General features: G+C 57.0%; 20 protein-coding genes, 2 tRNA genes, 2 rRNA genes and 2 pseudogenes. 16 read left to right on the top strand and 10 right to left on the bottom strand.

The genetic code is table 11. The features are described from left to right. Positions 1-287: 287 nt before the first annotated feature. The 3 genes from D3870_RS21445 (at position 288) to D3870_RS21435 (ending at position 4,367) form a co-directional block, all read left to right on the top strand. Positions 288-1,961 carry a long-chain-fatty-acid--CoA ligase gene (locus tag D3870_RS21445; protein ID WP_119743067.1) on the top strand — a complete coding sequence of 558 codons (1,674 nt, stop codon included), beginning with the start codon at positions 288-290 and terminating at the stop codon, positions 1,959-1,961. Between the two features lie 90 nt (positions 1,962-2,051). Next, entirely contained in the window at positions 2,052-2,516 is a 465-nt protein-coding gene (locus tag D3870_RS21440) for a PAS domain S-box protein (RefSeq protein ID WP_158590543.1), read from the top strand. A 201-nt stretch (positions 2,517-2,717) separates the two neighbouring features. After that, positions 2,718-4,367: a response regulator gene (locus D3870_RS21435; RefSeq protein WP_147375945.1), complete on the top strand. Its 1,650-nt coding sequence runs from the start codon at positions 2,718-2,720 to the stop codon at positions 4,365-4,367. A gap of 171 nt (positions 4,368-4,538) precedes the next feature. Here the strand turns inward: D3870_RS21435 and D3870_RS21430 are convergent, their stop codons facing one another. The 5 genes from D3870_RS21430 to D3870_RS21405 all read right to left on the bottom strand — a co-directional run bounded on the left by D3870_RS21430 (position 4,539) and on the right by D3870_RS21405 (position 10,085). After that, a complete protein-coding gene (locus D3870_RS21430; protein WP_119743064.1) occupies positions 4,539-5,495 on the bottom strand; it encodes a PDR/VanB family oxidoreductase in 957 nt (318 codons plus the stop codon). Positions 5,496-5,528: 33 nt separating this feature from the next. Then, a complete protein-coding gene (locus D3870_RS21425) occupies positions 5,529-6,590 on the bottom strand; it encodes an aromatic ring-hydroxylating oxygenase subunit alpha (protein ID WP_119743063.1) in 1,062 nt (353 codons plus the stop codon). Positions 6,591-7,010: 420 nt separating this feature from the next. After that, positions 7,011-8,195 carry an ABC transporter substrate-binding protein gene (locus tag D3870_RS21415; RefSeq protein ID WP_119743062.1) on the bottom strand — a complete coding sequence of 395 codons (1,185 nt, stop codon included), beginning with the start codon at positions 8,193-8,195 and terminating at the stop codon, positions 7,011-7,013. 57 nt (positions 8,196-8,252) lie between these two features. Continuing rightward, positions 8,253-9,017, bottom strand: coding sequence for a GntR family transcriptional regulator (locus D3870_RS21410; RefSeq protein WP_119743061.1), 765 nt, complete (start codon positions 9,015-9,017; stop codon positions 8,253-8,255). 756 nt (positions 9,018-9,773) lie between these two features. Further along, positions 9,774-10,085, bottom strand: a complete 312-nt coding sequence (locus D3870_RS21405) for a hypothetical protein (RefSeq protein ID WP_119743060.1) — start codon at positions 10,083-10,085, stop codon at positions 9,774-9,776. 94 nt (positions 10,086-10,179) lie between these two features. Between D3870_RS21405 and D3870_RS21400 the strand changes: the two genes are divergently transcribed. The 10 genes from D3870_RS21400 to D3870_RS21350 all read left to right on the top strand — a co-directional run bounded on the left by D3870_RS21400 (position 10,180) and on the right by D3870_RS21350 (position 20,903). Next, positions 10,180-10,809, top strand: coding sequence for a hypothetical protein (locus D3870_RS21400; protein WP_119743059.1), 630 nt, complete (start codon positions 10,180-10,182; stop codon positions 10,807-10,809). An 847-nt stretch (positions 10,810-11,656) separates the two neighbouring features. After that, a complete protein-coding gene (locus tag D3870_RS21395; RefSeq protein WP_147375943.1) occupies positions 11,657-12,271 on the top strand; it encodes a hypothetical protein in 615 nt (204 codons plus the stop codon). Positions 12,272-12,466: 195 nt separating this feature from the next. Then, positions 12,467-13,387 carry a hypothetical protein gene (locus D3870_RS21390; protein ID WP_147375941.1) on the top strand — a complete coding sequence of 307 codons (921 nt, stop codon included), beginning with the start codon at positions 12,467-12,469 and terminating at the stop codon, positions 13,385-13,387. A 24-nt stretch (positions 13,388-13,411) separates the two neighbouring features. Then, positions 13,412-13,636, top strand: a complete 225-nt coding sequence (locus tag D3870_RS21385; protein WP_119743056.1) for a hypothetical protein — start codon at positions 13,412-13,414, stop codon at positions 13,634-13,636. A gap of 34 nt (positions 13,637-13,670) precedes the next feature. Continuing rightward, a complete protein-coding gene (locus D3870_RS21380) occupies positions 13,671-15,401 on the top strand; it encodes a DDE-type integrase/transposase/recombinase (protein WP_158590542.1) in 1,731 nt (576 codons plus the stop codon). A gap of 115 nt (positions 15,402-15,516) precedes the next feature. After that, entirely contained in the window at positions 15,517-16,623 is a 1,107-nt protein-coding gene (locus D3870_RS21375; protein ID WP_242490136.1) for an ExeA family protein, read from the top strand. Between the two features lie 561 nt (positions 16,624-17,184). Further along, positions 17,185-17,487, top strand: coding sequence for a Mor transcription activator family protein (locus D3870_RS21370; protein ID WP_119743054.1), 303 nt, complete (start codon positions 17,185-17,187; stop codon positions 17,485-17,487). Between the two features lie 23 nt (positions 17,488-17,510). Next, positions 17,511-18,377, top strand: coding sequence for a hypothetical protein (locus tag D3870_RS21365; RefSeq protein ID WP_119743053.1), 867 nt, complete (start codon positions 17,511-17,513; stop codon positions 18,375-18,377). 20 nt (positions 18,378-18,397) lie between these two features. Next, positions 18,398-18,817 (top strand): hypothetical protein, encoded by a 420-nt coding sequence (locus tag D3870_RS21360; protein WP_119743052.1) that lies wholly within the window; start codon positions 18,398-18,400, stop codon positions 18,815-18,817. 295 nt (positions 18,818-19,112) lie between these two features. Next, complete coding sequence (locus D3870_RS21350; RefSeq protein WP_147375939.1) at positions 19,113-20,903, top strand: phage tail tape measure protein; 1,791 nt, start codon at positions 19,113-19,115, stop codon at positions 20,901-20,903. 89 nt (positions 20,904-20,992) lie between these two features. On the opposite strand, the pseudogene D3870_RS21345 reads toward D3870_RS21350, so the two are convergent. After that, positions 20,993-21,802, bottom strand: a pseudogene (locus D3870_RS21345) (IS5 family transposase). A 77-nt stretch (positions 21,803-21,879) separates the two neighbouring features. Here D3870_RS21345 and D3870_RS21340 point away from each other — a divergent pair. The 3 genes and pseudogenes from D3870_RS21340 (at position 21,880) to D3870_RS22980 (ending at position 23,019) form a co-directional block, all read left to right on the top strand. Beyond that, complete coding sequence (locus D3870_RS21340) at positions 21,880-22,254, top strand: hypothetical protein (RefSeq protein ID WP_119743049.1); 375 nt, start codon at positions 21,880-21,882, stop codon at positions 22,252-22,254. A gap of 61 nt (positions 22,255-22,315) precedes the next feature. After that, positions 22,316-22,890: pseudogene (locus D3870_RS21335) on the top strand (transposase); the annotation flags it as partial. 36 nt (positions 22,891-22,926) lie between these two features. Beyond that, positions 22,927-23,019 (top strand): hypothetical protein, encoded by a 93-nt coding sequence (locus tag D3870_RS22980; RefSeq protein ID WP_422879683.1) that lies wholly within the window; start codon positions 22,927-22,929, stop codon positions 23,017-23,019. Between the two features lie 86 nt (positions 23,020-23,105). Here the strand turns inward: D3870_RS22980 and rrf are convergent. The 4 genes from rrf to D3870_RS21315 all read right to left on the bottom strand — a co-directional run bounded on the left by rrf (position 23,106) and on the right by D3870_RS21315 (position 26,704). Beyond that, positions 23,106-23,218, bottom strand: a 5S ribosomal RNA gene (rrf, locus tag D3870_RS21330). Between the two features lie 156 nt (positions 23,219-23,374). Beyond that, positions 23,375-26,248, bottom strand: a 23S ribosomal RNA gene (locus tag D3870_RS21325). A gap of 293 nt (positions 26,249-26,541) precedes the next feature. Further along, a tRNA-Ala gene (locus tag D3870_RS21320) sits at positions 26,542-26,617 on the bottom strand. A gap of 10 nt (positions 26,618-26,627) precedes the next feature. Further along, positions 26,628-26,704 (bottom strand) — tRNA-Ile (locus D3870_RS21315). Positions 26,705-26,796 lie beyond the last annotated feature (92 nt).

Raw genomic sequence — 26,796 nt, 5'->3', positions numbered from 1 at the left:
CGCTTTCGCGCTTGTCTGCGTGATGCGCCCCGCCTAGAATTCGCGACGAAATGGTGCGGACACAGTACCGGCATGGTGCGTTCGACAATGCGCGACGACACCGGCAAATGATGTGATGCAGATAACAGGAATTTCCAGGGATGCCAGTCAGTTCAGCTGACTGGCATTTTTTATGACTTCGCGAACCGCAGCCGGCAGTCAAAGAAAACTACAAGCCGCAGCGGTTGTCGTATTTGCAGGCGGTTGAACGATGCGCCATCGTTCAACCAGCCCGGAGGAGACGTGAGATGAACAAGCCATGGCTGACGCAATATCCCGCCGAGGTGCCCGCCGAAATCGATCCGGCACGCTATCAATCGCTGCCGGAATTGTTTGAGGAATCGTTCCGCCGCTTCGAGTCGCGCACCGCATTCATCAGCATGGGCCGCCATCTGGACTACGGCCATCTTGAACTGCTGTCCCGCAATCTGGCTGCATGGCTGCAGGATCGCGGACTCGACCAGGGGGCGCGGATCGCCATCATGCTGCCGAACTGCCTCGCCTACCCGGTCGCGCTGACCGGCGTGCTGCGCGCAGGCGGCGTCGTGATCAACGTCAATCCGATGTATACCCCGCGCGAGCTCGAGCACCAGTTGAACGACAGCGGCGCGACTGCCATCATCGTGCTGGAAAACATGGCGGCCACGGTCGAGAAGGTGCTTGCAAAGACGCAGATCCGGCATGTGCTGATCGCGCGCCTCGGCGACTTCCTCGGTCCGATCAAGGGCACGCTGGTCAATCTCGCCGTGCGCCATGTGCGCAAGATGGTGCCCGCATATTCCCTGCCGCAGGCGACACGCCTCACCGCCGCGCTGTCGCAGGGCGAACGCCTGCGCTACCGCAAGCCCGACATCGCCCCGCACGATCTCGCCATCCTGCAATACACCGGCGGCACGACCGGCGTATCGAAGGGCGCGATGCTCACGCACCGCAACCTGGTCGCCAACATTCTCCAGGTCGAGGCCTGGGTCGCGCCGGTGCTGGAGCGCAGCGGCGTCGAGCATCTGCATTTCGTGTGCGCGCTGCCGCTCTACCATGTCTACTCGCTGACCGCGTGCGCGCTCCTGGGCATGCGCCGGGGCGCGGCCAACATCCTGATCACCGATCCGCGCGACATCAAGGGCTTCATCGCCACGCTGCGCAAGTATCCGTTCAACATCCTGCCCGCGATCAACACGCTGTACAACGGCCTGCTCAATCATCCCGATTTCGCCAGCCTCGATTTCTCGACGCTGGTCCTGTGCAATGGTGGCGGCATGGCCGTGCAGCGCGCGGTCGCCGAGCGCTGGGTTGCGGCGACCGGCGTGCCGATCTGCGAAGGCTATGGCCTGTCTGAGACCTCGCCGGTCGTCACCAGCAATCTGCCGGACATGAAGGAATTCACCGGCACCATCGGCTTGCCGCTTCCCGACACCGACATCGCGATCCTCGACGATGACGGCCGCGCAGTCGCCAATGGCGCCGAAGGCGAAATCTGCATTCGCGGTCCGCAGGTGATGGCCGGCTACTGGAACCGCCCGGATGAAACCGCGAAGGCCATGACGCCGGACGGCTTCTTCCGCTCCGGCGATATCGGCGTGATGAACGAGCAGGGCTTCATCCGCATCGTCGACCGCAAAAAGGACATGATCCTGGTGTCCGGCTTCAATGTCTATCCGAACGAGATCGAGGACGTCGTTGCGGCCCATCCCGGCGTGTTCGAATCGGCCGCCGTCGGCGTGCCCGACCCGCATTCCGGCGAAGCGGTCAAGCTGTTCGTCATCAGGAAGGACCCGGCGCTGAGCGCGAACGAGCTGATGGCGTTGTGCAAGGCCAGGCTGACCGGCTACAAGCGGCCGAAGTTCATCGAGTTCGTCGACACGCTGCCGAAGTCGAATGTCGGCAAGATCCTGCGCCGCGAATTGCGCCCGGCGAACCGGTAGCCGCGCCGTGCCGCCTGCCGGCAGCCCTCGGGGAACCCACGCCCCCGTTCCAGCCACTCATGGGGAAACAACCCGACCGAGATGGCAGACATGGCAAGCACATTCGCAGAACCGCCGCACGCATGCGTGCCGGAAGACGTCCGTTCCGGCGATGAGCTCGCATGCATGCTGGTGCGCCGCGGCAGCGTGGACCACTGCAACCGGAAACTCGCGACCATCTTCGGTTACGAACGCGAGGAGCTGAGCGGCCTGCACCTGACGGCGCTCTTCCCCCGCAGTGCGAATGGCAACGCCGCATGGCAGACGCCATCGACGGGATATTCCCCGACACATCTGCGCAACCTGCTGGCCGTTCACAAGGACGGCACAGCATTCTGGGTGCGCGCCGAACTTCAGCCCTTGAACGACGCGGCGCACGATGACCGGGTCATCTGGCGCATCGAAGACATCACCGAGCGCATGCTGGACGAATACATCAAATCGCAGGGTCACGGCCAAACCATCATGCGGCACATCATGCTCCCGATGAACGCGGTGCCTGAGCCGGGATGCTAAGCATCGCCGCGGGCAGGCTGCATGAATAATAGACAACACTGACTCCGGTCGCGCCATCCGCATGGCCCGCGGTTTTCCCGTCATGCTCAATGTCAGGCGCAACATATTGCCAGCGGTACAGTAGAATCTGTCGTCATATTTGCCGGCACCCTTGCCCATCGCCGACGTCTCTTTACCCTGTTTTTGCACCTGACCTGGATCATGGACGAAATTAGCAACCTGACTGTCATGTTCATCGAGCCCAGCACGAATGTGCGGACCAGCCTGCACAACATCTTCACGCAATGCGGGATCACACGCATCAGCCATGTGATGCGGGCCAGCACCGCCATCGCCATGCTGCAGAAAGAATCCTTCGACATCATCCTGTGCGAATTCGATTTGTCCGAAGGGCAGGACGGTCAGCAACTTCTGGAAGACCTGCGCCAGCATCGCCTGCTTCCCCTGACGACCCTGTTCCTGATGGTCACCGGCGAACGCAGCCAGAGCAAGGTGATCAGCACGGTGGAACTGGCGCCGACCGAATACCTGCTCAAGCCGTTTACCGCCGGGGCCTTGCTGCAGCGGGTGGGCCGCGCGCTGGAAAAGCGGGCGGCCTTCATCCCGGCGTACCGGGCGATGGAGCACGGCGACCTGCAGGAAGCGATCCTGTGCTGCGAGCGGGGTGAATCGATCTCGCCGGCATATGCGCTCGACTTCCGGTTTCTGCGCGCCGACCTGCACCTGCGCCAGGGACAGCCGGCACAAGCCGAATCCATCTACGGTCAACTGGCCGAAACGCGGGCTGTCGAGTGGGCGCATCTTGGCCTGGCCAAGGCATGGTGCATGCAGAACCGTCTCGGCGAAGCCGAGGAACTCCTGACCAGGCTGTTGCGGGAAAACGGCAAGCTGTGGGATGCCTATGACTATCTGGCCAGGGTACTCGAGGCAGGCGGACGCCTGCCGGAGGCAAAACAGGTGTTGATGAATGCGGTCGCACTGTCGCCGCACACGGTGCGACGCCTGCGCAAGCTCGGCCGGCTGGCGCTGGAAACCGGCGACATCGACACCGCGCTGGCGGCGTTTCAGGACGTGATCGGCAAGGTGCGCCACTCCCGCTTCCGCGACCCGGAAGACTATGTTCATCTGGTGCAGGCCCTGCTTGGAAAAGGCAACGTGCATCAGGCCGCTGCAATCGTGCGCGAGCTCGGAAAATCCCTGAGCGACTTCAAGAAGACCGAGGCTTGCGGCGCCATTTCCTCCGCCTTGATCCATGAATTCAAAAGCGAAACCGAGAGCGCATTGGAACAGCTTGCCGCCGCGGTCGACGCGTGCAGCGGCAATGCCGGCTTGTCGAACGAGGTGAAAATGGTGCTGGCGCAAAGCTGCCTGAACAACGGCATGGAAGACAGCGCGGCAACGGTCATGCTCGACGTGATGAACAATGCCGCGGACGATGCGGCCATGGCCAAAGCCGTCGCATTGCTGGAGCGGGCCGGTTGCAAGGATCTGAGCGACAGTCTGGCGCAGAAAAGCCGGCAGCAGGTGGCCGATCTGGCCGCGGCCTGCGAAGACAGGCTCGGGCAGGGCGATTATCGCGGCGCGGTCGAACTCGTGACGCACGCCGCGCACAAGATGTCGGACAATCCCGACGTGGTGCACAGTGCCGCCGTCACTGTGCTGACATGCATCGACCGCACCGGATGGGACGACGAACTGGGGACGCAGGCGCACCGGCTTGTCGAAAACGCGCGCCGCCTGAACCCGGCCCATCCGCGTCTGGAATCCTTGTCGAACCTGTATCGCGCGACGCTGAAGAAATACAGCATCCCGTTCGAGCACATGAGCGGGAAATCCCGCATGCGCGCATAGCCCAGCCTGCGGTGTTCGGTGCCGCCCCTGCAACTGGTGGGGCAGGCGCAGGAACCGGGCAACGCGGCCTGCCTGTCGAGGCAGGGTGGCACATCAAGGCTGCCTCGACACGACCGGCTCAGCGCGTTCTTCCCCGACCTGCCAGGGATGGATAACGCGTGCGCAGCCCGTTCAAAGATCCAGCACCAGCGTCCTGCTCCTCGCCCGCGAACAGCACGGCGTGAACTGGTCGTTCTTCGCCTTCTCCTCGTCGGTGAAATACAGGTCCCGGTGATCGGGCACGCCGTCCAGCACGCGCGTGATGCAGGTGCCGCACACGCCCTGCTCGCATGACACCGGGATCGCGATGCCGTTTTCGTCAAGCACGCTGAACACGGTCTTGTCGGCAGGCACTTCAAAGCACTGGCCGGTGCTGGCGATCTTCACTTCGAAGGTGGCGTCTCCGGACGTGCCCTGCTGCGCCGCGCCGAAATACTCGAGATGGATCTGCTCCTTGCCCCAGCCGCTCTGCCTGGCTGTGCCGGTCACATAATCGATGAAACCCGTCGGCCCGCAGACATACAGGTGCTTGCCGGCGTCGGCAGTACCCAGCACGGCCGGCAGATCGAGCTTCTGTTCGGGCGGTCCGTCATCGAAATGAAGATGCACACGGTCTGCATAGGGAGATGCGCCCATGAGTTCGAGAAACGCGGTGCGTTCGCGCGAGCGGGTGCAGTAGTGCATCTCGAAATCCGCACCCTGCCGCGCGAGTTGCGCCGCCATGCACAGGATCGGCGTGATGCCGATGCCGCCGGCGAACAGCAGACTGCGTTCGGCCTGCTGCAGCGGAAAATGATTCCTCGGCGCGCTGATCCTGATCACATCGCCTGCATGGATGCGGTCATGCATGGCGATCGAGCCGCCGCGCGACTTCGGATCGCGCAGCACGGCGATGCGATAGCGATGCTTCTCTTCCGCATCGTTGCACAGCGAATACTGCCGCACCACGCCGCCGCCGACATGGACATCGATATGCGCACCCGCGTTAAACGCAGGCAATGCCGCGCCGCCTGCCGCCGCCAACTCGAAGCTGAAGATGTCTTCCGCTTCCCTGGACTTGCTCACCACCTTGACGTCTATCGTATTCATCGAACTGCCGAAAAAATGTAATGTCTGTCGCACTCAGGCAATGCGTGTTGCCTGCCGTGCCTGTTCCGCTTCGCGCTCCTGCATCATCAGCCGGTCCAGCACACGGCGTGACTGCACGCCGCCGGCGTCGATGTTGAGCATCAGCAGCTTGCGCTGCGGGTGTTCGAGCAAATTCCTTTGCTGCCGTTCGAGCATCTCGCGATCCTCGCCGAAGATCTTGCCCTGGCCTTCGCGGATCTGCACCGTCAGCTCCGGGTCGCCCGGACGGAAATTGCGCGCCATGCCCCAGAAGTACCAGTGCGAGGTATCGGTTTCCGGCGTGATGAAGTCCACCACGATGCTCGACGCCTTGAACTCGGGTGCGGCGTGATAACCGCCCTTGCCTGCCAGCGCGACGCCGACTTCGATCAGCACATGCGAAGGCGGTGTGAAGTGGCAGATCTGCCAGCGATCGACCGGCTGGTCGTCCGGCAAGCCATTGGCGCGCAATGCCATCGCCCAGAATGGCGGCGCGCTGATGTTTTCCATGAAGCGACTGGTGATCACGGTGTCGCCTTCGGTCCGGGTCGATACCGGCGCTTCGTCGATTTCCTTTTGCCCGATGCTGGTGGAATGCACGTAGGTTTCATGCGTCAAATCCATCAGGTTGTCGATCATCAGGCGATATTCGCAGTTGATGTGGTACAGCCCGCCGCCGTAGGCCCATTCCGGGCTCACCGCCCATTCGAGATGATGGATCAGGGCCGGATCGGCGAGCTCCTTGTCGCCCGGCCAGATCCAGATGAAGCCGTAACGCTCCTCCACCGCATAGCTGCGGATGCACGGGAAGCCGCGCACGCGCTGCCCCGGCATCGCGACCGTCTTGCCGTCGCATCCCATCTGCAAACCGTGGTAGCCGCACACCAGATCGCCGTCGCGCACGAAGCCCAGCGACAGCGGCGCGCCGCGATGCGGACAGAAATCCTCCAGCGCCGCAACTTTGCCGTCGCCGGCGCGATAGAACACGATCTTCTCGCCACAGATCTGACGGCCGAGCGGCTTGTCGGCGATTTCATCGGGGGTACAGGCGACGTACCAGGTATTTTTCGGGAACATGACGATCTCCAGGGAATAGCTTTGATGATTCAGCGCACAACGCTGATGACTGCAAACCACTTAGAGCGTCTAACAAAATGAAGCGAAGCGGTTCTGAGTAGGGTTGAGCAGGGAATTCGGGCAGTCTGCTGCCCGCCTGCGAAACGGCACTGGCATGCAAGCCAGTGCGCGCCCTGCAAGGGCGCCGCCGCAGACAGTACGTCTGTACGGCAAGGGCGAAGCAGGGGATTCGCAAAGCATGCTTTGCGCCTGCGTAGCAGCCTTGGCTTGCCAGCCAAGGTGCGCCCTGCAAGGGGCGCAACACCCTCAGAATCATTTTGGTAGACGCTCTTATGAACATTGCAGGAAAAAGCGTGTGCAAGTCCCTCCCGCGCTTGCAGCACACTCTTCCCTTCACGACGGATTTATCCGATCAGACGATCAGACTCCCGGATCCTTGAACTTCTCGACCTTGTCGAACTCGACGTTGTACACGCCATCGCCCTTGACCTCGGCCTTGCGGATGTAGACGTTCTGCACGATGTCGCGCGTCGCCGGATCGATCGAGACCGGACCGCGCACGCTGGTCCACACCATGCCCTTCATCGCTTCGAGCAGCTTCTCGCCGGACGGATCGCCGCCGGTTTTCTTCAGCGCTTCGTACAGCAGGTGCATGCCGTCATAGGCGCCGACCGAATGGAAGTTCGGACGCATGTTGCCGCTGCCCTTCATGAAGGCTTCGACATACGCCTTGTTCTCGGGCGAGACATGGGCAGCGGAATAGTGATGGCTGCTGACGACGCCGACCGCGGCCGGGCCGATGCTCGGCATCAAATCATCATCCAGCACATCGCCGGTGCAGATCAGGCGGATGCCGGCGTCCGCCAGCTCGCGATCGGTGAACTGTTTCAGCACGGCGGCGCCTTCGCCGGACGGCACAAACACGAACAAGGCTTCCGGCTTGAGGTCCTTGACCTTCTGCAGGAAAGGGGCGTAATCCGGATTGCGCAACGGCACGCGAATGCTCTCGAGCACCTTGCCACCACCGTCGGTAAAGCGTTTGATGAATACCTTTTCCGCATCGAGACCCGGACCGTAATCGCTGACCAAGGTGACAGCGCTCTTGATCTTCTGCTTGACGGCCCACTCGGCGATCGGTGCCGTCACCTGCGGCAGCGTGAAGCCGGTGCGCACGATGAACGGCGAGCGCTGCGGAATGATGGAGGTCGCGGCAGCCATCACGATCATCGGCGTCTTCGCCTGCGTCGCGACCGGTGCCGCGGCCAGCGCAAGCGGCGTCAATCCGAATCCCGCCAGCACCTGCACCTTGTCACGCGAGATCAGTTCCTGCGCAAGACGCTTGGTGACTTCCGGCGACATGCCGCCGTCATCCTTGAGCAGAATCTCGACCTTGCGTCCCGCAACGGTGTCGCCATGCTGTTTCTGGTACGTCTTGACCGCGGCTTCGATCTGCTTGCCGGTGGAAGCAAACGGCCCCGACATCGGCACGATCAATCCGACCCGGACCGGATCGGCAGCGAAAACGCGCAACGGCAATGCCCCTGCCAGAGTGGCGACGCCGGCAGCGATCAGTGTGCGGCGCTGTGTGTTGACTGGATTGTTCATTGGTCTCCTCATCTTGGTTGTCTACAGGTAAAACGTTTCGTGCTTGCTATCTGTCGCCTATCTCCCGTCGTCCGCATAACGCCGAATCAGCGAACCGCCGACCACATAATCGAGCGCATCTGCATGCAGCAACGCCAATTCGAGATTCTTGCGCGCGATGCGCGCATGCTCCTTCACCAGCGCCTCCGCGCGCGCCCCGGCACGCGCACCGATGGCATCGACGATATCGTGATGCTGTGCCTGCGCGATCTTCAACAAATCGAATGCATCGGGAATCTTCGACTGCGCCAGTACAAACGCACTGGGCGATGCGAAAGGCAGGGACACCACGCGCTTCAGGGAACGCTCGATGATTTCACTCCCCGCCGCTTCCAGCATCAGCTGGTGAAAGCGCGCATTGGCCGCCGCATAACGATTCAGGTGCTCAAGATCGACCATTTTTTCCGCAAGCACGGCGTCGATTTCCGCCAGGCACTCGCGCATCTGGCCAAGCACCACACGCGAGGTTCCCCGTTCAGCCGCCAACCGCGCAGCAAGCGCCTCAATGGTGCCGCGCACCTCGATTGCGTCATCGAGATCGGTCTCGGTGAACCGCCGCACGATGTATCCGGTAGGCTGCGCCAATTCAAGCAAACCTTCCTCTTCCAGCTTTTGCAAGGCCGCGCGAATCGGCGTACGCGACACGCCAATCCTTTCCGCCAACTCAACCTCTGCCAACCGCTCCCCCCCCTTGAACTCGCCACGCAACACCAGATCGCGAATGCCAAGAATAGCCCGGTCGGTTTGCGAGGAATCGCGTGTGATGGAAACAGGGGTGGCCATGCTGGTGTTACTCCGTTGAACTTAATGCGGGACTCTTTTCCAGGGAAGAGTAAAACCCCTCCGGCAAAGCCTGAGTTTTCCTCAGGCGTCGCCAACCAGGACGACAAAATCAGTCATGCTTCTTATGAAATGGGGTGGACTGTGTCGCCCTATTTACCGATTTCCGAGTAATTAATAACGCCGACCATCTACCATCCACGGCAAGACCAAGAGGTCCCCATGTCGGGATTAACAGCAAATCATGAATACATATTGTATACATCAAACTTAATCTATCAAGGATTCTTGCGCAAATATGGGCGATAGTCGAACTGATTGAATTTTATGTATACATATTTAGAAAGCTTAGCATTAAAAACCGATTTCGGATTTCAGCTATCAACGCTAATCGTCTCGCGCAACTCCCTCACCAAGACCCAATCGTGCAGGCGGCAGTAAAGTACCGGCGCAAGCGCGCAAGTGACCATACCCCAATAAATAGTGCCGTTGAGAACTAGAATTTCCGACATGATTTTCATCTTGTAGAACAGGAGTCATGTCGTGAAGAAAAGCAAATTGAGGGGAAATGAGATAAATCCTATGGAATCTCTGAGATAAACGCGGGAAGACGCGCAACTATCCGGGATGACGTAGGACGTGGGTTGTAAGAAACTTACTTAAAGGAAAAACAAAAAAGGCCGAAAAAGAATTAGCCTTGATACCTCACAAAACGGGCGTCATCCATTTCAGGCATCGCCTGAGAAAAATCAAAACGTCCTACGTTTTTTCCCTGCCATACACCCACCCATTACGCTCAGCCACTATTTGCCATTGTGGCTTGATCGAGTCGACAACCGCCTTGCAATAAGCGTGCAATTTGCCGTACTCGGGCTTGGTAAGATTGAGCGTGAACGTCGCACGCACGCCGGATGTATCCAACAAGCGGATTGCAGTATCGAGCAGGCCGGCCAGTCGCTGGTCTTCGGTGCGTGCCCGGACTTTGCTCAGCTTATTGCGGATGGATGTCACCGTCGCCAGCGACGTGATCGCCTCGATTGTATCGACGTAGTCCTTTTTGTCAGAGGGCATCGGGAAGCTCTAAGGTTTACGATGGCGAGCAGAGAATAACATGCGGCCGTACGCTGCGACATCATGCCTCTGCCCTCAATATCCTCGACCATATATGAACGAAAAATCCCCGAGTACAAACGCACAGAAAATTTTCATCAACTCGGTAGACAAAACCGAAGAACTTCAGAGTTTCGCCGAGGCCATGGGGCTAAACAGAACAATCCCAGGAAGGTACAGCTCGCTATTTCTCGTCGATCTGTTCGCGCATATGGAAATTTTCGGAGTCAATCCGTTCAAGATCATGCATGAAGTGGAAGCGCTTGAAGGATGCGGCCGGGCCAGCAGCACAAAGCCGCCGTCTCTCTTTGATAAGCTGCCTTTGCGCGGCCTATGGCACAAGCACTATCTAGGTACAGGCGTCCCTGGACTGGTACAAAATATTCGAAATGGCTTGGGGAAGGAAGGGCTTGAAAAGCTGATCATCGCTGAACTATCGGGCGGCGAAATCACGCCAGAAATGATGAACAAGTTCACGCACGAACTTGTTCATGGCACCTACATACGACGAGCTGAAGACAACAAGCTAACCGGGGAATGGATCATCTTTGCCAAGCACAATGGCGAAAACTTCTATCTATGTTTGGGCGGCCATACCTGGGGCGACGAGTATATCGCGGCTCGAATTCGAGAACTGTGCGTGCCGGAGTTTCCATTTTTATTCGAAGACCACAAACCAGCGTAGAAATGTGCCGACGTCGGCACATTTGACGAACTAAGATTTCTACAGCGGACGCTGTCCGAAATGCGAAATTGATTTCGCATTTGAAACGGAAATCGATTTCCGTTTTGCTTTCCAAATAAGGCTCTTTTCAGACACACCAAACTTACCAACGTTGGTAACTTCGCCCATACGGCGCGGTCACAAAACATCAAAGTTATCAGCGCTGAGAGAGTTGACCTCAAATATGCGAGCGTTCGCATATTTGGCGGGCATAGGCGCGAAGGTTTTTCGTGTCAAATCTATAAACGCTTATAGGTTTGACTGAGTCAAACTCATCAACGTAGATGAATTTAAATGCGAAAACGTTTTCGCAAATGTGCAGACGTTTGCACATTTCAAAAGCGTCACCAGTGACGCTTTTGGGCCGAAGCACAACAGTAAGGAAAACGGCGAACGTTTGCCGTTTTCCTCCTAAAGTTGTCGACGTCGACAGCGTTTGAAGCCAAATCAATCAGCGCTGCTAGATTTCCTGCGAGCAAATGCGCAAACGCCCGCGCATTTGGTTACGCAGAGCAAAAGGCACTTACAAAAAACTTGCCCAAAATCCCAAGTTTCGTTACATTCCTATCAAGCGCTCAAAACGCCCAACAACTAGCGGTGGCCCCGCAGCCGAAATTCAGCGGTTTCTGTACCAGTTTTATTCGTAGAATTTCGTCTGTAGACTACCAAATGCCTGCTTTCCAAGGCCGAGCGTGAGGCTAATACAAGACCCGCAAGGGAAATATGCCCGCCGACTAGTTGCGGTTTTGAGCGCTTGGCCGCCATGCTCAAAACATGGCTTCATCAAAATGCAACTAGGAGCCTCACAATGGCAATCGCAGCGATCACTCAGGCCGCCTCTGGCCTACCTACCGCCGCCGCATCTGTAAATCCAGTTTCCCACATCGCTACGCAGATTGAATCACTGCTTTCGCGCGCCGTATCAGACTATCTGCCCATGGCGATCGACGCTTTGGACAGCAGCTTCAACAGCGGTGCAAAGCGCGGGTTTCCGAGCGCTTACTGCGACGGTTTTCGCGCCGGTTATGACGCTTGGGCCTCTTCCGAATCACGCTCCGTTCGTCCCGAAGTCGCCGGCTTGCTTCAAGGCGCCTGCCTGCATACCGACGATGAACCGAACCAGATAATGACCGCCGCGTTCCGGCTCTCACTGTCTGACGCCTTGGACATCATTGTGCGTGCCTGCCGCGCAGCCAACGAGGCCCAGCAGGATGCAGCCGAAAAAATGCCCAGCGGCTTCCATTCCCTCCACTACAACCATATCCCTGGAGATCACGCCTTTGAAAAAGGCAGGGCCTACGGCGCAGAGCGCGGCCGGCAGGACGGTCTTGCGGATGGCATTGCTGCCGCGCGTGCAAAGCAATCCATGCCAACAATGCTGATCTACCAAGCCGAAACCATCGCTGACGAGCTGTTCAAGTAATGAGGGTTAAAAGTCGATGCGTATCGACTTTTGGCCGAGCGACTCCGAAAACGCGAAGCGTTTCGCGTTTTCGAATGTGAAAACGTTTTCACATTCGACTGGAAAAACGCCCGACGTTGGGCGTTTTCCGCAGCGAGTGAACTCAAATGGATAAGTGTTTCTCCATTTGGGCAACCAGAACAGCCGGAGGAAAGCATGACAGGTCTATCTCCAGCAAAACCGACGACGAAAGCCGGTGGTAAGTCGCGCGCCCTTATCGCAAAGGGGCAGGAAAACGCCTTGGCCGCCAACCGACTTGAGCAATACGCCCGGATTGCCCGCCAGTTCACCTATGAACTGGCCTACGACCGAGACCGCATGATTGACGAGGCGCGCCACTACATGGGCGAATCAGCCCGCGCTATGTTGGAAGCAGGCGCGCGCCTTGCGCTCATTCGCAGCCAGGAGCCGCACGGCGAATGGATGGCCGCGTGCGAACGCTTGAACTTGGAAGTGCGCACCGCACAACGAATGATCAACGCTGCCCTCAAGTTCTCGAATACGACGACATCGTCGCATTTGGATCGCATTGGCACGTCCAAGCTGTTCGAGCTGCTGGTATTGGACGATGACGACGCCGGCACGCTCGCCCAGGGCGGCGAAGTCGAAGGCATCGGCGATCTGGACGACATCGCAAGGATGACAGTGCGCGAGCTGCGCGCCGCCCTGCGAGAACTGCGCGCCGAGAGCGCAGCCAAGGACAAGCTGCTGGAGGCCAAGAACAGGAAGCTGGACCAGCTCACCGCGCAACTGGAGCGCAAGAAGGCCGGCACGCCGGCCGAGGAATGGCATTGGGCGCCTGCGCGTCGCATGCTGCTGGATGCCTGCGAAACGCTTGCAAACTTCTCTCAGACCGAACTGCGCCGCGCCCTGGTCGAAATTCAAGCGCGCGCCGAAGCGGAAAACAGCCTGCCGGAAGACATCGAGGTATTGCAAGGGCACGCCCTGTCATCCGTCATGCAGACGCTGGTGGTGCTGCAAAAGGAATTCCGCATTGCGGTCGATCTGGAAGCAATCGTGATGCCGCCGTGGCTGCAAGACTTCAAATCGGCCGGCACGGCAAACAAGAGAACTTGAGCGCGAAAAAGGGGAAAACTGACCATGACAACCGTCGATGAACTCATGACGCAGGCTTTTTCTGTCCCGCGTGACCCGCGCAGCACAGAATATAAAGCCGGCGTTCGCGCTGCCCTTGATTACCGGCTGAATGGCAAGAAGATGCTGGCGCCGTTTCGGATAGGAACGACCGCCGCTGATGCCTACTTCGCGGGCACGGACGAAGGGCATCGAATCTGGCGCAACCTCAGCACGCAGAAACAAGACTAAATCCATGCGCTCTGCACTCGCCGTTCAGGACACCTTGCGCGCGCTTGGCGCCGCGCTAAAGGTGGCCAAGCACGGCGAGCGCGCGGCCTTGGTGGACCGAGCGGCGGCCGACTTGTCGCTGTCGCGAGCGTCGATCTTTCGCAAGCTGCGAGAACTTGGTTTCGACTTCGCGCGCAAGCAGCGCGCCGACAAGGGCGAAAGTGGGTTGATGCCCGCCGAAGCAAAGACCATTTCCGCCTACCTGATGGCAGGAACGCGCGCCAATGGCAAGCGCATTATCAGCATCGAACAGGCGCTTGCCGATCTACGGGAAAACGGCAAGATCGCGGCCGAGCGTATCGACTCGGTTACAGGCGATGTGTCGCCGCTGTCGCCTACGACCGTTACGCGCAAGCTGCGCGAATGGGGACTGCACCCGGACCAGTTGAGCCGCCCGGCGCCGCACGTCGAATTGGCAAGCCTGCACCCGAATCACGTCTGGCAGATTGACGCTTCCGTTTGCGTGCTGTTCTACCTGCCGAAGCGCGGCCTGCAAGTGATGAGCGACAAAGAGTTCTACAAGAACAAGCCGCAGAACTTCGAGCGCATCAAGAATGATCGGGTTATCCGGTACACCTGCACCGATCACACAACCGGGACCATACAGGTTCGGTACTACACTGGCGCCGAAACCGGCGCCAATCTGGCAGACTTCTTCATCCATTGCATACAGTCAAAGGGAAACCAACAGGAACCGATTCACGGTGTGCCGTTCATCCTGATGGATGACGCAGGGAGTGCCAATACCAGCCACCTGTTCAATAACCTGCTTGATCGCTTGAGCGTGCGGCACTTGACGCATGCGCCGGGTAACCCGCGTGCAGTCGGTTCCGTTGAGCGCGCGCAGAATCTTGTCGAGTGTCATTTTGAAAGCCGCCTCAGCATCGGCCAGCCGGTGCAGACTTTGGACGAACTCAACGAACTGGCAGGAATATGGGCGCGTTGGTTCAACGGCGCCCGGCAGCATAGCCGCCATGGGCATACGCGATATGGCTTATGGCAAACCATTCGCCCGGAGCAGCTCCGCATAGCACCGCCGCGCGAGATATGCCAGTTACTGCTTTCTACCCGGCCGCAGACGCGCAACGTCGATGATAGCCTGCGTATCAGCTACGCGTTGAAGGGGCATCCGTCGCGGCAGTATCCAGTCGCCCATGTGCCCAATGTGTTGGTCGGCGAAAAGCTGATCGTCTGCATCAATCCCTACCGGATGCCGGCCATCCACGTCATCCGAAAAGGCGAAGACGGCAAAGAAGTGCTCTACGAATGCCAGCCGCTGGAAGTCAATGAATACGGCTATACGGAAGCGGCTGTCGTCATTGGCGAGAGCTACAAGGCATTGGCGGATACGCCGGCCGATACCGCGCGCAAGGATGCCCTCAAGGAGGCTTACGGCGTTACGTCCCAGGAGGAGGCCGAAGCAAAGAAGCGCGCGAAGCAGCGGCCATTTTCGAATGTGGACGCGGTGGGATACCTTCGGGATTCGACGATTGCCGCCTATGCGGCGCGCAAGGGCACGGATATGGAGGTAAGTAGCCCTCGCGTCGAGGAAAAGCCGTGGACAGTCACCAAGGCGGCAATGGAGATGGTAAGGCGCGGTTTGCCGATGGATGCGCATCGCACCGCCCTGATCTCGGAATGGTATCCGGCCGGCGTGCCCGAATCCGAGCTGGACGCCATACAGGAGAGATTGAGCGCACCGCCCCACTTGCGCGCCGTGAAGTAGCGACACTGAAAGGCAAATACGCATGAATCAGTTTCAAGCACTGCTGAAGCGAATCGACGTATCCCAGGCACGGCTTGCGCGTGCGACCGGCGTCAGCACCTGGACGATGTCCCGGATGGTGGCGCATGGCGAATGGCCGAAAACGAAAATTCGCAAGTTCACGCGGGAGGTAAAGGCATTCCTCTCTGCACATGGCGCGAAGGGCCGGGAAATCGACGGCATTTTCGCAGAGAGAAAGTCGGCCGAACCGCCGCCGGTGCACGCCGCAAAGGAACAACGCAAGCCCGTCAAAAAGAACACTGTCAAAACGGAGGATGTCATGTTGTTACGCAATGAGGCTTTATCCCTGAAAGCACGTCAGCACTTCAATTTGGCGCGCAATCCATTCGTCGATGACTTGAACACGGCCGACGACATTTTTCTGTCGCCGGACTTCCGCTATTGCAGGGAGGTGCTGTGGGACGTGGCGAAGAATGGCGGATTCTGCGCCCTGGTCGGCGAATCCGGCAGCGGCAAGAGCACGCTGCGCGAAGAGCTGCACGAACGCATCAAGCGTGAGTGTGCTTCCATCATCGTGATTGAGCCGTATATCCTCGCCATGGAGGACACGGACGCCAAGGGCCGCGTATTAAAGTCCGGCCAGATCGCTGAGGCGATCATCCGCTGCCTCAATCCCGGCGCTGCTGTGTCTCGCTCGCTTGAGGGACGCTATCACCAGGTGCATGATTTGCTGAAAGCTTCTTACCGCGCGGGGAACAATCATCTGATCGTCATCGAAGAGGCGCACAGTCTACCGATTGCGACGATCAAGCACCTCAAGCGCTTTTGGGAGCTGAAAGACGGCATGGCCCGGCTGCTCAGCATCGTCCTGATCGGCCAATCCGAACTGAAAACCATTCTGACCGCGCACAATCCCGAGGTGCGGGAAGTGGTGCAGCGTTGCGAGGTGGTGGAGCTGGCGCCGCTTGGCCGTCATGTCGGCGAATACGTTGCGCATAAGATCGTGCGTGCTGGCGGCAAGGCGGAAGAAATTTTCGACACAACCGCCTTTGAGGCAATTCGTACCAAGCTGACCCGATCAACACGCGGAGCAAAACAGCAGGAAACCAGCTCAATCTGTTATCCGCTTGTGGTGAATAACCTGGTTGCGCGGGCGATGAACTATGCTGCGCTCATTGGCGCCATGAAGATCACGGAAGAAATCATCACAGAGAGCGCTTGAGGCCGGCGTTTCCCCCCCCGTTGGCACCCTTTGTCGCTTGCTACTTGGCAAGTGTGCCGCGAAAAGCAGTTTAGTTTCGTTTATAAACGCCCGTGGCGCGATTATTTTGGCGCGCACCTATCCAGTCGTCAAAATTACGGCCGCGCGGCTGTAATCGCCGGATTTTTCTAAGCATTCGTTTCCTCTTCCGCTGCATCCCCCCTTGAACGTCCTGCCGTCACGGTGATAAAGAGTAAAGCGCTTTAATTATTCCCGGTCGGCACGGTCCATATAGTCCCGTTTGTGCTCGTCTTTTCCAAAAGCATCTCAGATGACCAAACACCAAAATCGCAAACACACCACCAGACTCGAAGCGGAAGCTCGACGCATCTTTAACGAAGGCGGCAGGCTGCGCGCAAAGCATTTGCCAACGTTGACCGGAATAAGCCGGTCTCGCATGGAGCTGCTATTGGGACAGGGAAGCGGGCCGCCGTACTTTCAGACTGGGCCGGGTTGCATGCGCCTATTCGACCCGACCGATGTACGTAACTGGATTCTTAGTAAACGAAAAGGAAGTGGCGAATGAAAAAAGACAAAACTGGCGACGTGATTGAAAGTCTGGCGGACACAGCCGCTGAAGTGCTGCAATCAGTGGCCGAAATGCGGCCAGAAAAAGCAAGGGGTATCGGAGAGTCAATCGCCTACACGTTTGCAAAGCGCGAAGGCGGCCGCCAATTCTATCTGCCTAAAAATCTTGTCCATCGCCTCACTTGTCGCGATGCTGAAATCCGAAAGAAATTTACCGGGTTCAACCATGCCGAACTTGCTGCTGAGTATGGGGTAACGGACATGCGCATCCGACAAATACTCGCAAAGAAACAATAACTTTTAACCAATTGGAGAACACAATGAAAGCAACAGAATCCCCCCTGACGAGTCAGCTCTTCGCTGCTTTTTCAAGCGCTAACGAAATCCGCAGTCGTGGCGAAAATGACCGCACGATGGAGGAAATACTTGGGGAAATTTCGGGCATCCGAAAGAAGCTCGCAGCACCCGAGGTGGTAGCTGCGGCCGCAAAGAAGCTTGAAGGCGCCAAGGCGCTTCTGGAGAAGATCAAGGAAACCATCGAAACGAAAAACGCGGAGATGGTGCAGGTGAACGGCCAATTGCCAGATATGTCCCCATTATTCGACAAGCGAACCAGCCTACTTGCGGATGTTGAACTCGGGATTGCGACAGCGACCGATCTGGCAGCCTTGGACGAGGAAATTGAGGCAGCGCGCGAACGCAATTGTCCCGAGTGGCAGAAGGGCGACAAGATTACGGAACACATTGATCAATTAATCGAGGGCCTTCAGCGCAAGGCCGAGTGTCAGGCCCAGGAAATAGAAGAGCTGACTTCTGAATTGAAGGAAGTCAGCCTGCAAGCCATTCTTCGAATCGCACTGGACAAAGCTGAACGGTACACGAAGCGGGCTATGGAAACCGCACAACTGTACGGCGAAGTGCTTACGTTGAACAAGATGCTTAACGCGGCGCATTGGGGCGACCATTTTAACGGCTTGCTGGGACTCCCTTTCGAAGAAAACGCGCTTATTCCCGCGCTCAATGCTCCGCCTTTTTCTGGCGACCGCCACCCGTATGGCTATTTCCTGCTGGATGTGGAAAGGATGGGGATTCGTAATCAGCCAGTCTGCAAGCGTCCTCCTGAAATTGCATCACTGGCAGAAGCCGGAGCGATCATCCCCGAGATTTTCATCCGTTTTGCTGAGTAACACGTCTATCAGGAAAAAACATGGACTTAATCACCAAACTGAAAGCAGGACGCGACGCCATCGGTACCGTTGAAATCAATGGTGTACCGCTCGGCTTGCGCATATTGACAGATCAGGATTATCAAACGGCATGCCTTGCCGCCGATGCGTTGCTGATCAAGCATGACACTGAACTGTCCTTATCGAACTCGGAAGTGTTCGAGGCAGAGAAATCTCTGCAGCTGATCGCCCTCGCTGTCGTGGACCCCGCTACGAAAGCGATGGTCTTTCCCAATGCTGACGCGGCGCGTGCGACGCTTACGCGAGACGACAAGAAGCTGATCACGGAGAAGTATCTCGAACACGAACGCCGGTTTTCGCCATCCGCGCGGACGATGGATGATGCCGCTCTTATGAAACTTATAGAAGAAGTAAAAAAAATCCCGAGACGCCGCATTTGAAAGATTTAAGTGGCGATGGGCTGAGAAAGCTTATTTCGTTTTTGGTAAGCCCGCCGCCGAACTGACAGACGGCCAGTGGCTGTACATGCTGGGAATGGCTGTTAGCGATGCGTCTGATGATGACGATCAAGATGAGCAGCAAGTGCGAAGAGCGACGCGGCGACTAAATGACCCAGTCCCGCAACCACCCAAGCGACGCCGGCGATTAAGCGTCCGACGAGCAAAAGCAGCGTAGGGACCGCCATCGCTAGAACAAACACAATGATTAGATATGTCATAACCATAGGGTACACCAGTGAGCGGAAATCTCAATCTTGAACTGCGGCTGACAGCCAACACCAGCCAGCTCTCTTCGGCACTAAACGCCGCTGGCACCCATGTCCGCAACTTCACCAATCAGTCCAGCAGCGCAGCACGCAGCATGGCGCAAGGGTTCCAAAAGCTCTATCAGCAACTTAATGGATTTTCAGCGGTGAGCAAGCTTGCCGTCGCGGCCGGCGGATATTCAATACTGTCGGACGCGCTGCGCCGCAATTTGGAGTTCGAGAAGACGATTCTGGACATGAAGCAAACGGCACAAATGACGGTCAAAGAAGCGGCTGAAATGCGCCGGTACGCGATCGATATTGCCAGCGACAATCTGGCCTTGCCCACTGAGATCGCAGCAGGAATGAAAGCATTTTCCGCAGCGGGCATGAAGTTCGATCAAATCAAACCATCGATTGAAGAAGCGGCACGGGCGGCGGTTGCATTTCGCGCAACCGTCGAGCAGATGGCCGATCTGGATTTTGATCTGCAAGACAAATTGAAGCTCGATCCCAGGCAGATTAAAGACGCACATAACATGCTGTTGTTTCACGCCAAAAGCGGACGGTATGAAGCCGGCCCGATGGCGATGGAAGCACCAAAGTATCTCAATAGCGCTGCGGCAGTCGGGATTAAGGGCATCGGTGGCCTTAACTTTACCGGAGCCATGACACAAATCTTGATGAAGCTGGCGCCAAAAACGCAACCTGCGGAAGTTTCCACATTCATGGAGCATGGCTTTGGTCATATTTCAAGTGACCGCTATGTAAAGGGGCTTGCGAAATTTGGTATCGATGTAAAGAAGTACATGCCCAATGGAAAATTCTATGGCGAGTACGGTGTAGATGGAATCACGGACCTTGCGGCCGAGATGAAACGCAAGGGCCTTGATAATCCGTTCAAGCTCGACGCGGCCGGGTTCCGCGATATGTACACCAAAAAGTTCTGGAAGCAATTGATGGACTATCTGGGCGATGTAAAAACCGCAGTCAAGTCCGCCGAAAAGCAGGCGCTCGACGATATGGTGGGTAGTGATAAAGCTGAAACCATGAACAGCAACTTTGGAAAGATAAAGCAGGCCTTAATAACGAAAGAGAAAGCACAACTCTCCGATCCTGCTACGTCCGCTGTAACTGCCTGGGCAAAGCTCAATGGGTGGGTTGCTGAAAATCCGGCTACTGCTATAGCCGGTGGCGCCGCAGCATATACAGGATGGCGCTTGCTAAAGAACAGAATTGCGGGCGCTGGAAGCAGCGTACTCGGGAACGCTGCTAGTGGTATTGGTGGTGCTGGCATGCCGGTTACCATCACCAACTGGCCGGCTGGCTTTGGCGGCCCGATGAAGCCGTCCGATCGCCTTTCGCAGCTTCCCGGCAAGCCTCTCGCCAGTGCGGGAAGCGCCGCAACCGGCGTTCTGGCTGCTGGTGCAATAAAAAGTACGGTAGCTGGCGCCGCCGTCGTTGCGGCTCCATTGGCCTTGGCCTATGCATCTAAAAAGTTCTTTGAATCCGAAACTGGGCAGCGCGGCCGCGCCCGCGCGCTCGATTTGGAAGTTCAGCGACTGGAGGCGCGCCTGAACCTGCAGAAAGGACCCGGCTACCAAGACAAGCAGATGACCGAGCAACTGCAGCGGCAGATTGACCAGCGGACGCAAGCCCGCGACGTGATCCTCTCTCGCTTGGATACGCTTGCCAACCGTCCGGTCCAGGTGGTGCTGGATGGTCGTGTCATTGCCGAGTCGGTCAACCGGGTAAACGGCCGCGACGCCGGGCGTCGGTAACTTGATGTCTTTACGATTAACGAAAGAGTGACACATCCCATGAACGATTCGCCGAACGCTTCTACTTTCGACAATGTCTCTAGAGAGTGTTATGAACCTTGTCCCAGCATCGAAGCGGCCTTGCTGAGCATGAGGCATGCGAACGCGACGAAATGGAGTCCTGCCAGCGTGTCTGCAAGTCGCTCATAGTCGCGCGCCAGTCGGCGAAAGCGGGCTGCTCAGGCAATGCTTCGCTCCACTACCCAGCGTCGAGGAAGTAGGACAAATCCTCGCTTGACCTCGGCATGTTTCACGACCACGAGGCCCATTCCAAAGTCCTGCGCCTGACTCTGCGCCGATTCGCCCGTGTATCCCTGCTCGACAAACGCGACATCCACCGTGCCGCCCGTGACTTCCTGTACCGTCTGCGCCAGTTCGGCCACCTGCGCGCGGTCCTGCCGGTCAGCCGGCGTGACGTGCAACGCCAGCAGATGCCCTAACGTATCGACGGCCAAATGGACTTTCGATCCCTTGCGCCGTTTGGCGCCGTCATACCCCGCCCGCCCTCCGCTTTCCCGAGTGGATTGCAACGTCCGGCTGTCGATCACGGCCGCCGTCGGCGTAGGCGGCCGATCCGTTGCCATGCGCAATAACATGCGCAGGTCATGCGCCATGGCTTCGAAACAGCCTGCTTTCAGCCAGTGCTGCGTCTGTTGATACACCGTGTGCCACGGCGGCAAATCGTGAGGCATCAACCGCCAGGAGGCACCGCTGCGCACCAGCCAGCGCAAGCCGTTGAAGACCTCGCGCAAATCATGGTCACGCTGCCGGGCATCCAGTGGCAACAAGGAAAGGTAGGGGGCGACGAATTCCCATTCTCCATCACTGACGTCGCTGGGGTAAGGTTTGCGAGCATTCATGCTCGGCAGGGAACTTGTTATCATGAACTGGGAGCCCGCTGCGCTTGGCTCACTTTTTTAAGACAAGGGGAGATGTTATGAGGATGGTTCTGGAGGCGCTGGTCAACGGCAACGATGAAATCGTAGAGCATTTCGCCCAAGCGAAAGCCCGATGGACTCGGCTACTTGCCAATGCGAGTACGGTAAGTGTCGATGAACTGGCTGAGAAGCTGACCAGCGAGCAATTTCACTTCGAGCGAAATTGCGGCGGTCGCTATCTCGGCAAGGTGATCATGGGGTGGTCTGGATTCATCACCCTTTATTCGTGCCAGAACGGCTACGAGGGGGACAATGGCAGGTTGGCCTATAAACTGGCCAAGTCTTTTGCAAATTCGAGTTGCAGCCTCGAAGTAAAGCATGCAGCTAAGAAGGCCGCTGAGATGTACCACGTTTCCGAGTACGCCGAAGTGTAATTAAGTTTTTTGCTGCGAAAGTGCCGAAGATGCGATTTATCTCATCATTTCTGCGGCATTTATCGCGGCGCGCTTCAGCAAATTTACGGAACAGCAGATTGCTTTCGCATTGAAGCAAGCCGAGCTCGGCACACCGGTGGAAGAGGTCTGCAGGAAGATCGGCATCAGCGATGCGACGTTCTACAACTGGAAGAAGAAGTACGGTGGCCCAGGGCCGTCAGAGCTGCGCCAGTTACGTCAACTACAGGAAGAGAACACCAAGCTCAAGAGACTGGTGGCGGATCTGTCGCTGGACAAAGCCATGCTGCAGGACGTGCTCTCAAAAAAGCTCTGAAGCCTTCCCGCAAACGCACCTTGATTGATGAACTGCGCGACCGTTACCGGGCGAGCCTGACGCAAACCTGCGCGTTATTCAAGATGTCGCGCTCGCTGTATGCCCACCAATCAGTGGCGCGGGATTCGTCGGCATTGGTTATGCGTATCAAGGAAATTGCCACCACGGTTCACTATGGGTATCGGCGTGTACATGTGATGTTGAAGCGGGAAGGCTGGCAAGACAACCACAAGCGGGTCTACCGCCTATATCAGGCAGAAGGCTTGTCGCTACGGCTCAAGCGCCCCAAGAGAAACAAATCGAACGGCAAGCTGCGCGATGAATGCCTGAACTGGGAATTGTCAGTCACCCGCCGCGAAGCGAAGATCGTGATCGAGAAGTGGCGGCAGTTTTATAACAACGAGCGACCGCAGTGCGGCGGGGAATTGTAGCGAGGGGGCGGCGTCGTGGATTGTCGCGGCGTTTCTGCAAAGCGAAACGCCCCCGGCATTGCTGGCGGGGGCGTTTCTGGAGACAAGCCTGACGATTACCTACTTTCACACTGGTTGCAGCACTATCATCGGCGCGACGTCGTTTCACGGTCCTGTTCGGGATGGGAAGGGGTGGGACCGACGCGCTATGGTCATCAGGCATAACTTGTAGTGTCGTTTGGTGCCGGTGAGCTGGCGGGTCAAACAACGCAATCCGGGAAGAAGCAGTAATTTGCGCAGGGGTCTGCGCGTATTTTGGCGGGCGTGATGCACAATCGGCATACGCAAACACTTGCCTGTAACCTGCCAAGGTTATAGGGACAAGCCGCACGGGCAATTAGTATCAGTTAGCTTAACGCATTACTGCGCTTCCACACCTGACCTATCAACGTCCTGGTCTCGAACGACCCTTCAGGGGAATCAAGTTCCCGGGAAGTCTCATCTTGAGGCAAGTTTCCCGCTTAGATGCTTTCAGCGGTTATCTCTTCCGAACTTAGCTACCCGGCAATGCCACTGGCGTGACAACCGGTACACCAGAGGTTCGTCCACTCCGGTCCTCTCGTACTAGGAGCAGCCCCCCTCAAACTTCCAACGCCCACGGCAGATAGGGACCAAACTGTCTCACGACGTTTTAAACCCAGCTCACGTACCACTTTAAATGGCGAACAGCCATACCCTTGGGACCGGCTACAGCCCCAGGATGTGATGAGCCGACATCGAGGTGCCAAACTCCCCCGTCGATATGAACTCTTGGGAGGAATCAGCCTGTTATCCCCAGAGTACCTTTTATCCGTTGAGCGATGGCCCTTCCATACAGAACCACCGGATCACTATGTCCTACTTTCGTACCTGCTCGACTTGTCAGTCTCGCAGTTAAGCACGCTTATGCCATTGCACTATTAGCACGATGTCCGACCGTACCTAGCGTACCTTCGAACTCCTCCGTTACACTTTGGGAGGAGACCGCCCCAGTCAAACTGCCTACCATGCACTGTCCCCGACCCGGATGACGGGCCAAGGTTAGAACCTCAAACAAACCAGGGTGGTATTTCAAGGTTGGCTCCACGGCAACTGGCGTCACCGCTTCAAAGCCTCCCACCTATCCTACACAGATTGGTTCAAAGTCCAATGCAAAGCTACAGTAAAGGTTCATGGGGTCTTTCCGTCTAGCCGCGGGTAGATTGCATCATCACAAACATTTCAACTTCGCTGAGTCTCGGGAGGAGACAGTGTGGCCATCGTTACGCCATTCGTGCAGGTCGGAACTTACCCGACAAGGAATTTCGCTACCTTAGGACCGTTATAGTTACGGCCGCCGTTTACTGGGACTTCAATCAAGAGCTTGCACCCCATCATTTAATCTTCCAGCACCGGGCAGGCGTCACACCCTATACGTCCACTTTCGTGTTTGCAGAGTGCTGTGTTTTTATTAAACAGTCGCAGCCACCAGTTTATTGCAACCCCTTCGTCCTTCTGGCGCAGGCCAGTCAAACTACCAGGGCGTACCTTATCCCGAAGTTACGGTACCAATTTGCCGAGTTCCTTCTCCCGAGTTCTCTCAAGCGCCTTAGAATACTCATCTCGCCCACCTGTGTCGGTTTGCGGTACGGTCTCGTATGACTGAAGCTTAGAGGCTTTTCTTGGAACCACTTCCGATTGCTTCGCGAACAAGTTCGCTCGTCCCATACCCTTGAATTACGCTGCCGGATTTGCCTAACAGCCTTCTTTGATACAGGAACCGGGACATCCAACACCCGGACAACCTTCCGCGATCCGTCCCCCCATCGCATCATACGACGGTGCAGGAATATTAACCTGCTTCCCATCAGCTACGCATCTCTGCCTCGCCTTAGGGGCCGACTCACCCTGCTCCGATGAACGTTGAACAGGAAACCTTGGGCTTACGGCGTGCGGGCCTTTCACCCGCATTATCGCTACTCATGTCAGCATTCGCACTTCTGATACCTCCAGCATCCTTTACAAGACACCTTCGCAGGCTTACAGAACGCTCTCCTACCATCTGCATTGCTGCAGATCCGCAGCTTCGGTGACTGGCTTAGCCCCGTTACATCTTCCGCGCAGGACGACTCGATCAGTGAGCTATTACGCTTTCTTTAAAGGATGGCTGCTTCTAAGCCAACCTCCTGACTGTTTTAGCCTTCCCACTTCGTTTTCCACTTAGCCAATCTTTGGGACCTTAGCTGGCGGTCTGGGTTGTTTCCCTCTTGACGCCGGACGTTAGCACCCGACGTCTGTCTCCCAAGCTCGCACTCACCGGTATTCGGAGTTTGCAATGGTTTGGTAAGTCGCGATGACCCCCTAGCCATAACAGTGCTCTACCCCCGGTGGTGATACTTGAGGCACTACCTAAATAGTTTTCGGAGAGAACCAGCTATTTCCAAGTTTGTTTAGCCTTTCACCCCTACCCACAGCTCATCCCCTAACTTTTCAACGTTAGTGGGTTCGGACCTCCAGTGCGTGTTACCGCACCTTCATCCTGGCCATGAGTAGATCACTTGGTTTCGGGTCTACACCCAGCGACTGAACGCCCTGTTCGGACTCGCTTTCGCTACGCCTTCCCTACACGGTTAAGCTTGCCACTGAATGTAAGTCGCTGACCCATTATACAAAAGGTACGCAGTCACCCCTTGCGAGGCTCCTACTGTTTGTATGCACACGGTTTCAGGATCTATTTCACTCCCCTTCCGGGGTTCTTTTCGCCTTTCCCTCACGGTACTGGTTCACTATCGGTCGATATCGAGTATTTAGCCTTGGAGGATGGTCCCCCCATCTTCAGACAGGATTTCTCGTGTCCCGCCCTACTTGTCGCAAGCCTAGTTCCACACTACGGATTTCGCGTACGGGGCTATCACCCGCTATGGCCGGACTTTCCATTCCGTTCCACTATCCCTAATGCTAAATCTTGCAGGCTGGTCCCATTTCGCTCGCCACTACTTTGGGAATCTCGGTTGATTTCTTTTCCTGCAGCTACTTAGATGTTTCAGTTCGCCACGTTCGCTTCGTTACCCTATGTATTCAGATAACGATGACCTTACGGCCGGGTTTCCCCATTCGGAAATCCGCGGATCAAAGCCTGTTTGCTGGCTCCCCGCGGCTTATCGCAAGCTACTACGTCCTTCATCGCCTGATATCGCCAAGGCATCCACCATGTGCACTTATTCGCTTGTCCCTATAACGTTAGCTTCTGTTGCCAGAAACGGTTACAGAGTTTGAGTTTGAATATGCCGTAATCCAGACTACTCATCTTGCGACGAGAACTCTTTCATACATATGATTGATACAATCACAACCCACCAGCACATCCCGACGCATTCATCACAAACACATCAGTCTGCACTGATAAATCTTTACTACTTCTTCCAGATTGTTAAAGAACAAAAACAGCCATTGATCCTGAAAGATCAAACCCAAATCCCACGACGCACTGCGCCGCCGACTTGGGTTTGACATTTCCGCGAATGATGGTGGAGGTTGACGGGATCGAACCGACGACCCCCTGCTTGCAAAGCAGGTGCTCTCCCAGCTGAGCTAAACCCCCGAATCTTTCCTGGTGGGTCTGGTTGGGCTCGAACCAACGACCCCCGCGTTATCAACACGGTGCTCTAACCAGCTGAGCTACAGACCCGCTTGATCAGATCTCAGTCACCTTCAACCGGCCAGCCGCACCGATTGCCCACTGTTTTCTGTCTCTTCTTATTAACACACCGATAAGTGTGA

Source organism: Noviherbaspirillum cavernae, from assembly GCF_003590875.1.
GTDB lineage: Bacteria > Pseudomonadota > Gammaproteobacteria > Burkholderiales > Burkholderiaceae_D > Noviherbaspirillum > Noviherbaspirillum cavernae.
This window is presented reverse-complemented; position numbering and strand designations above follow the sequence as displayed.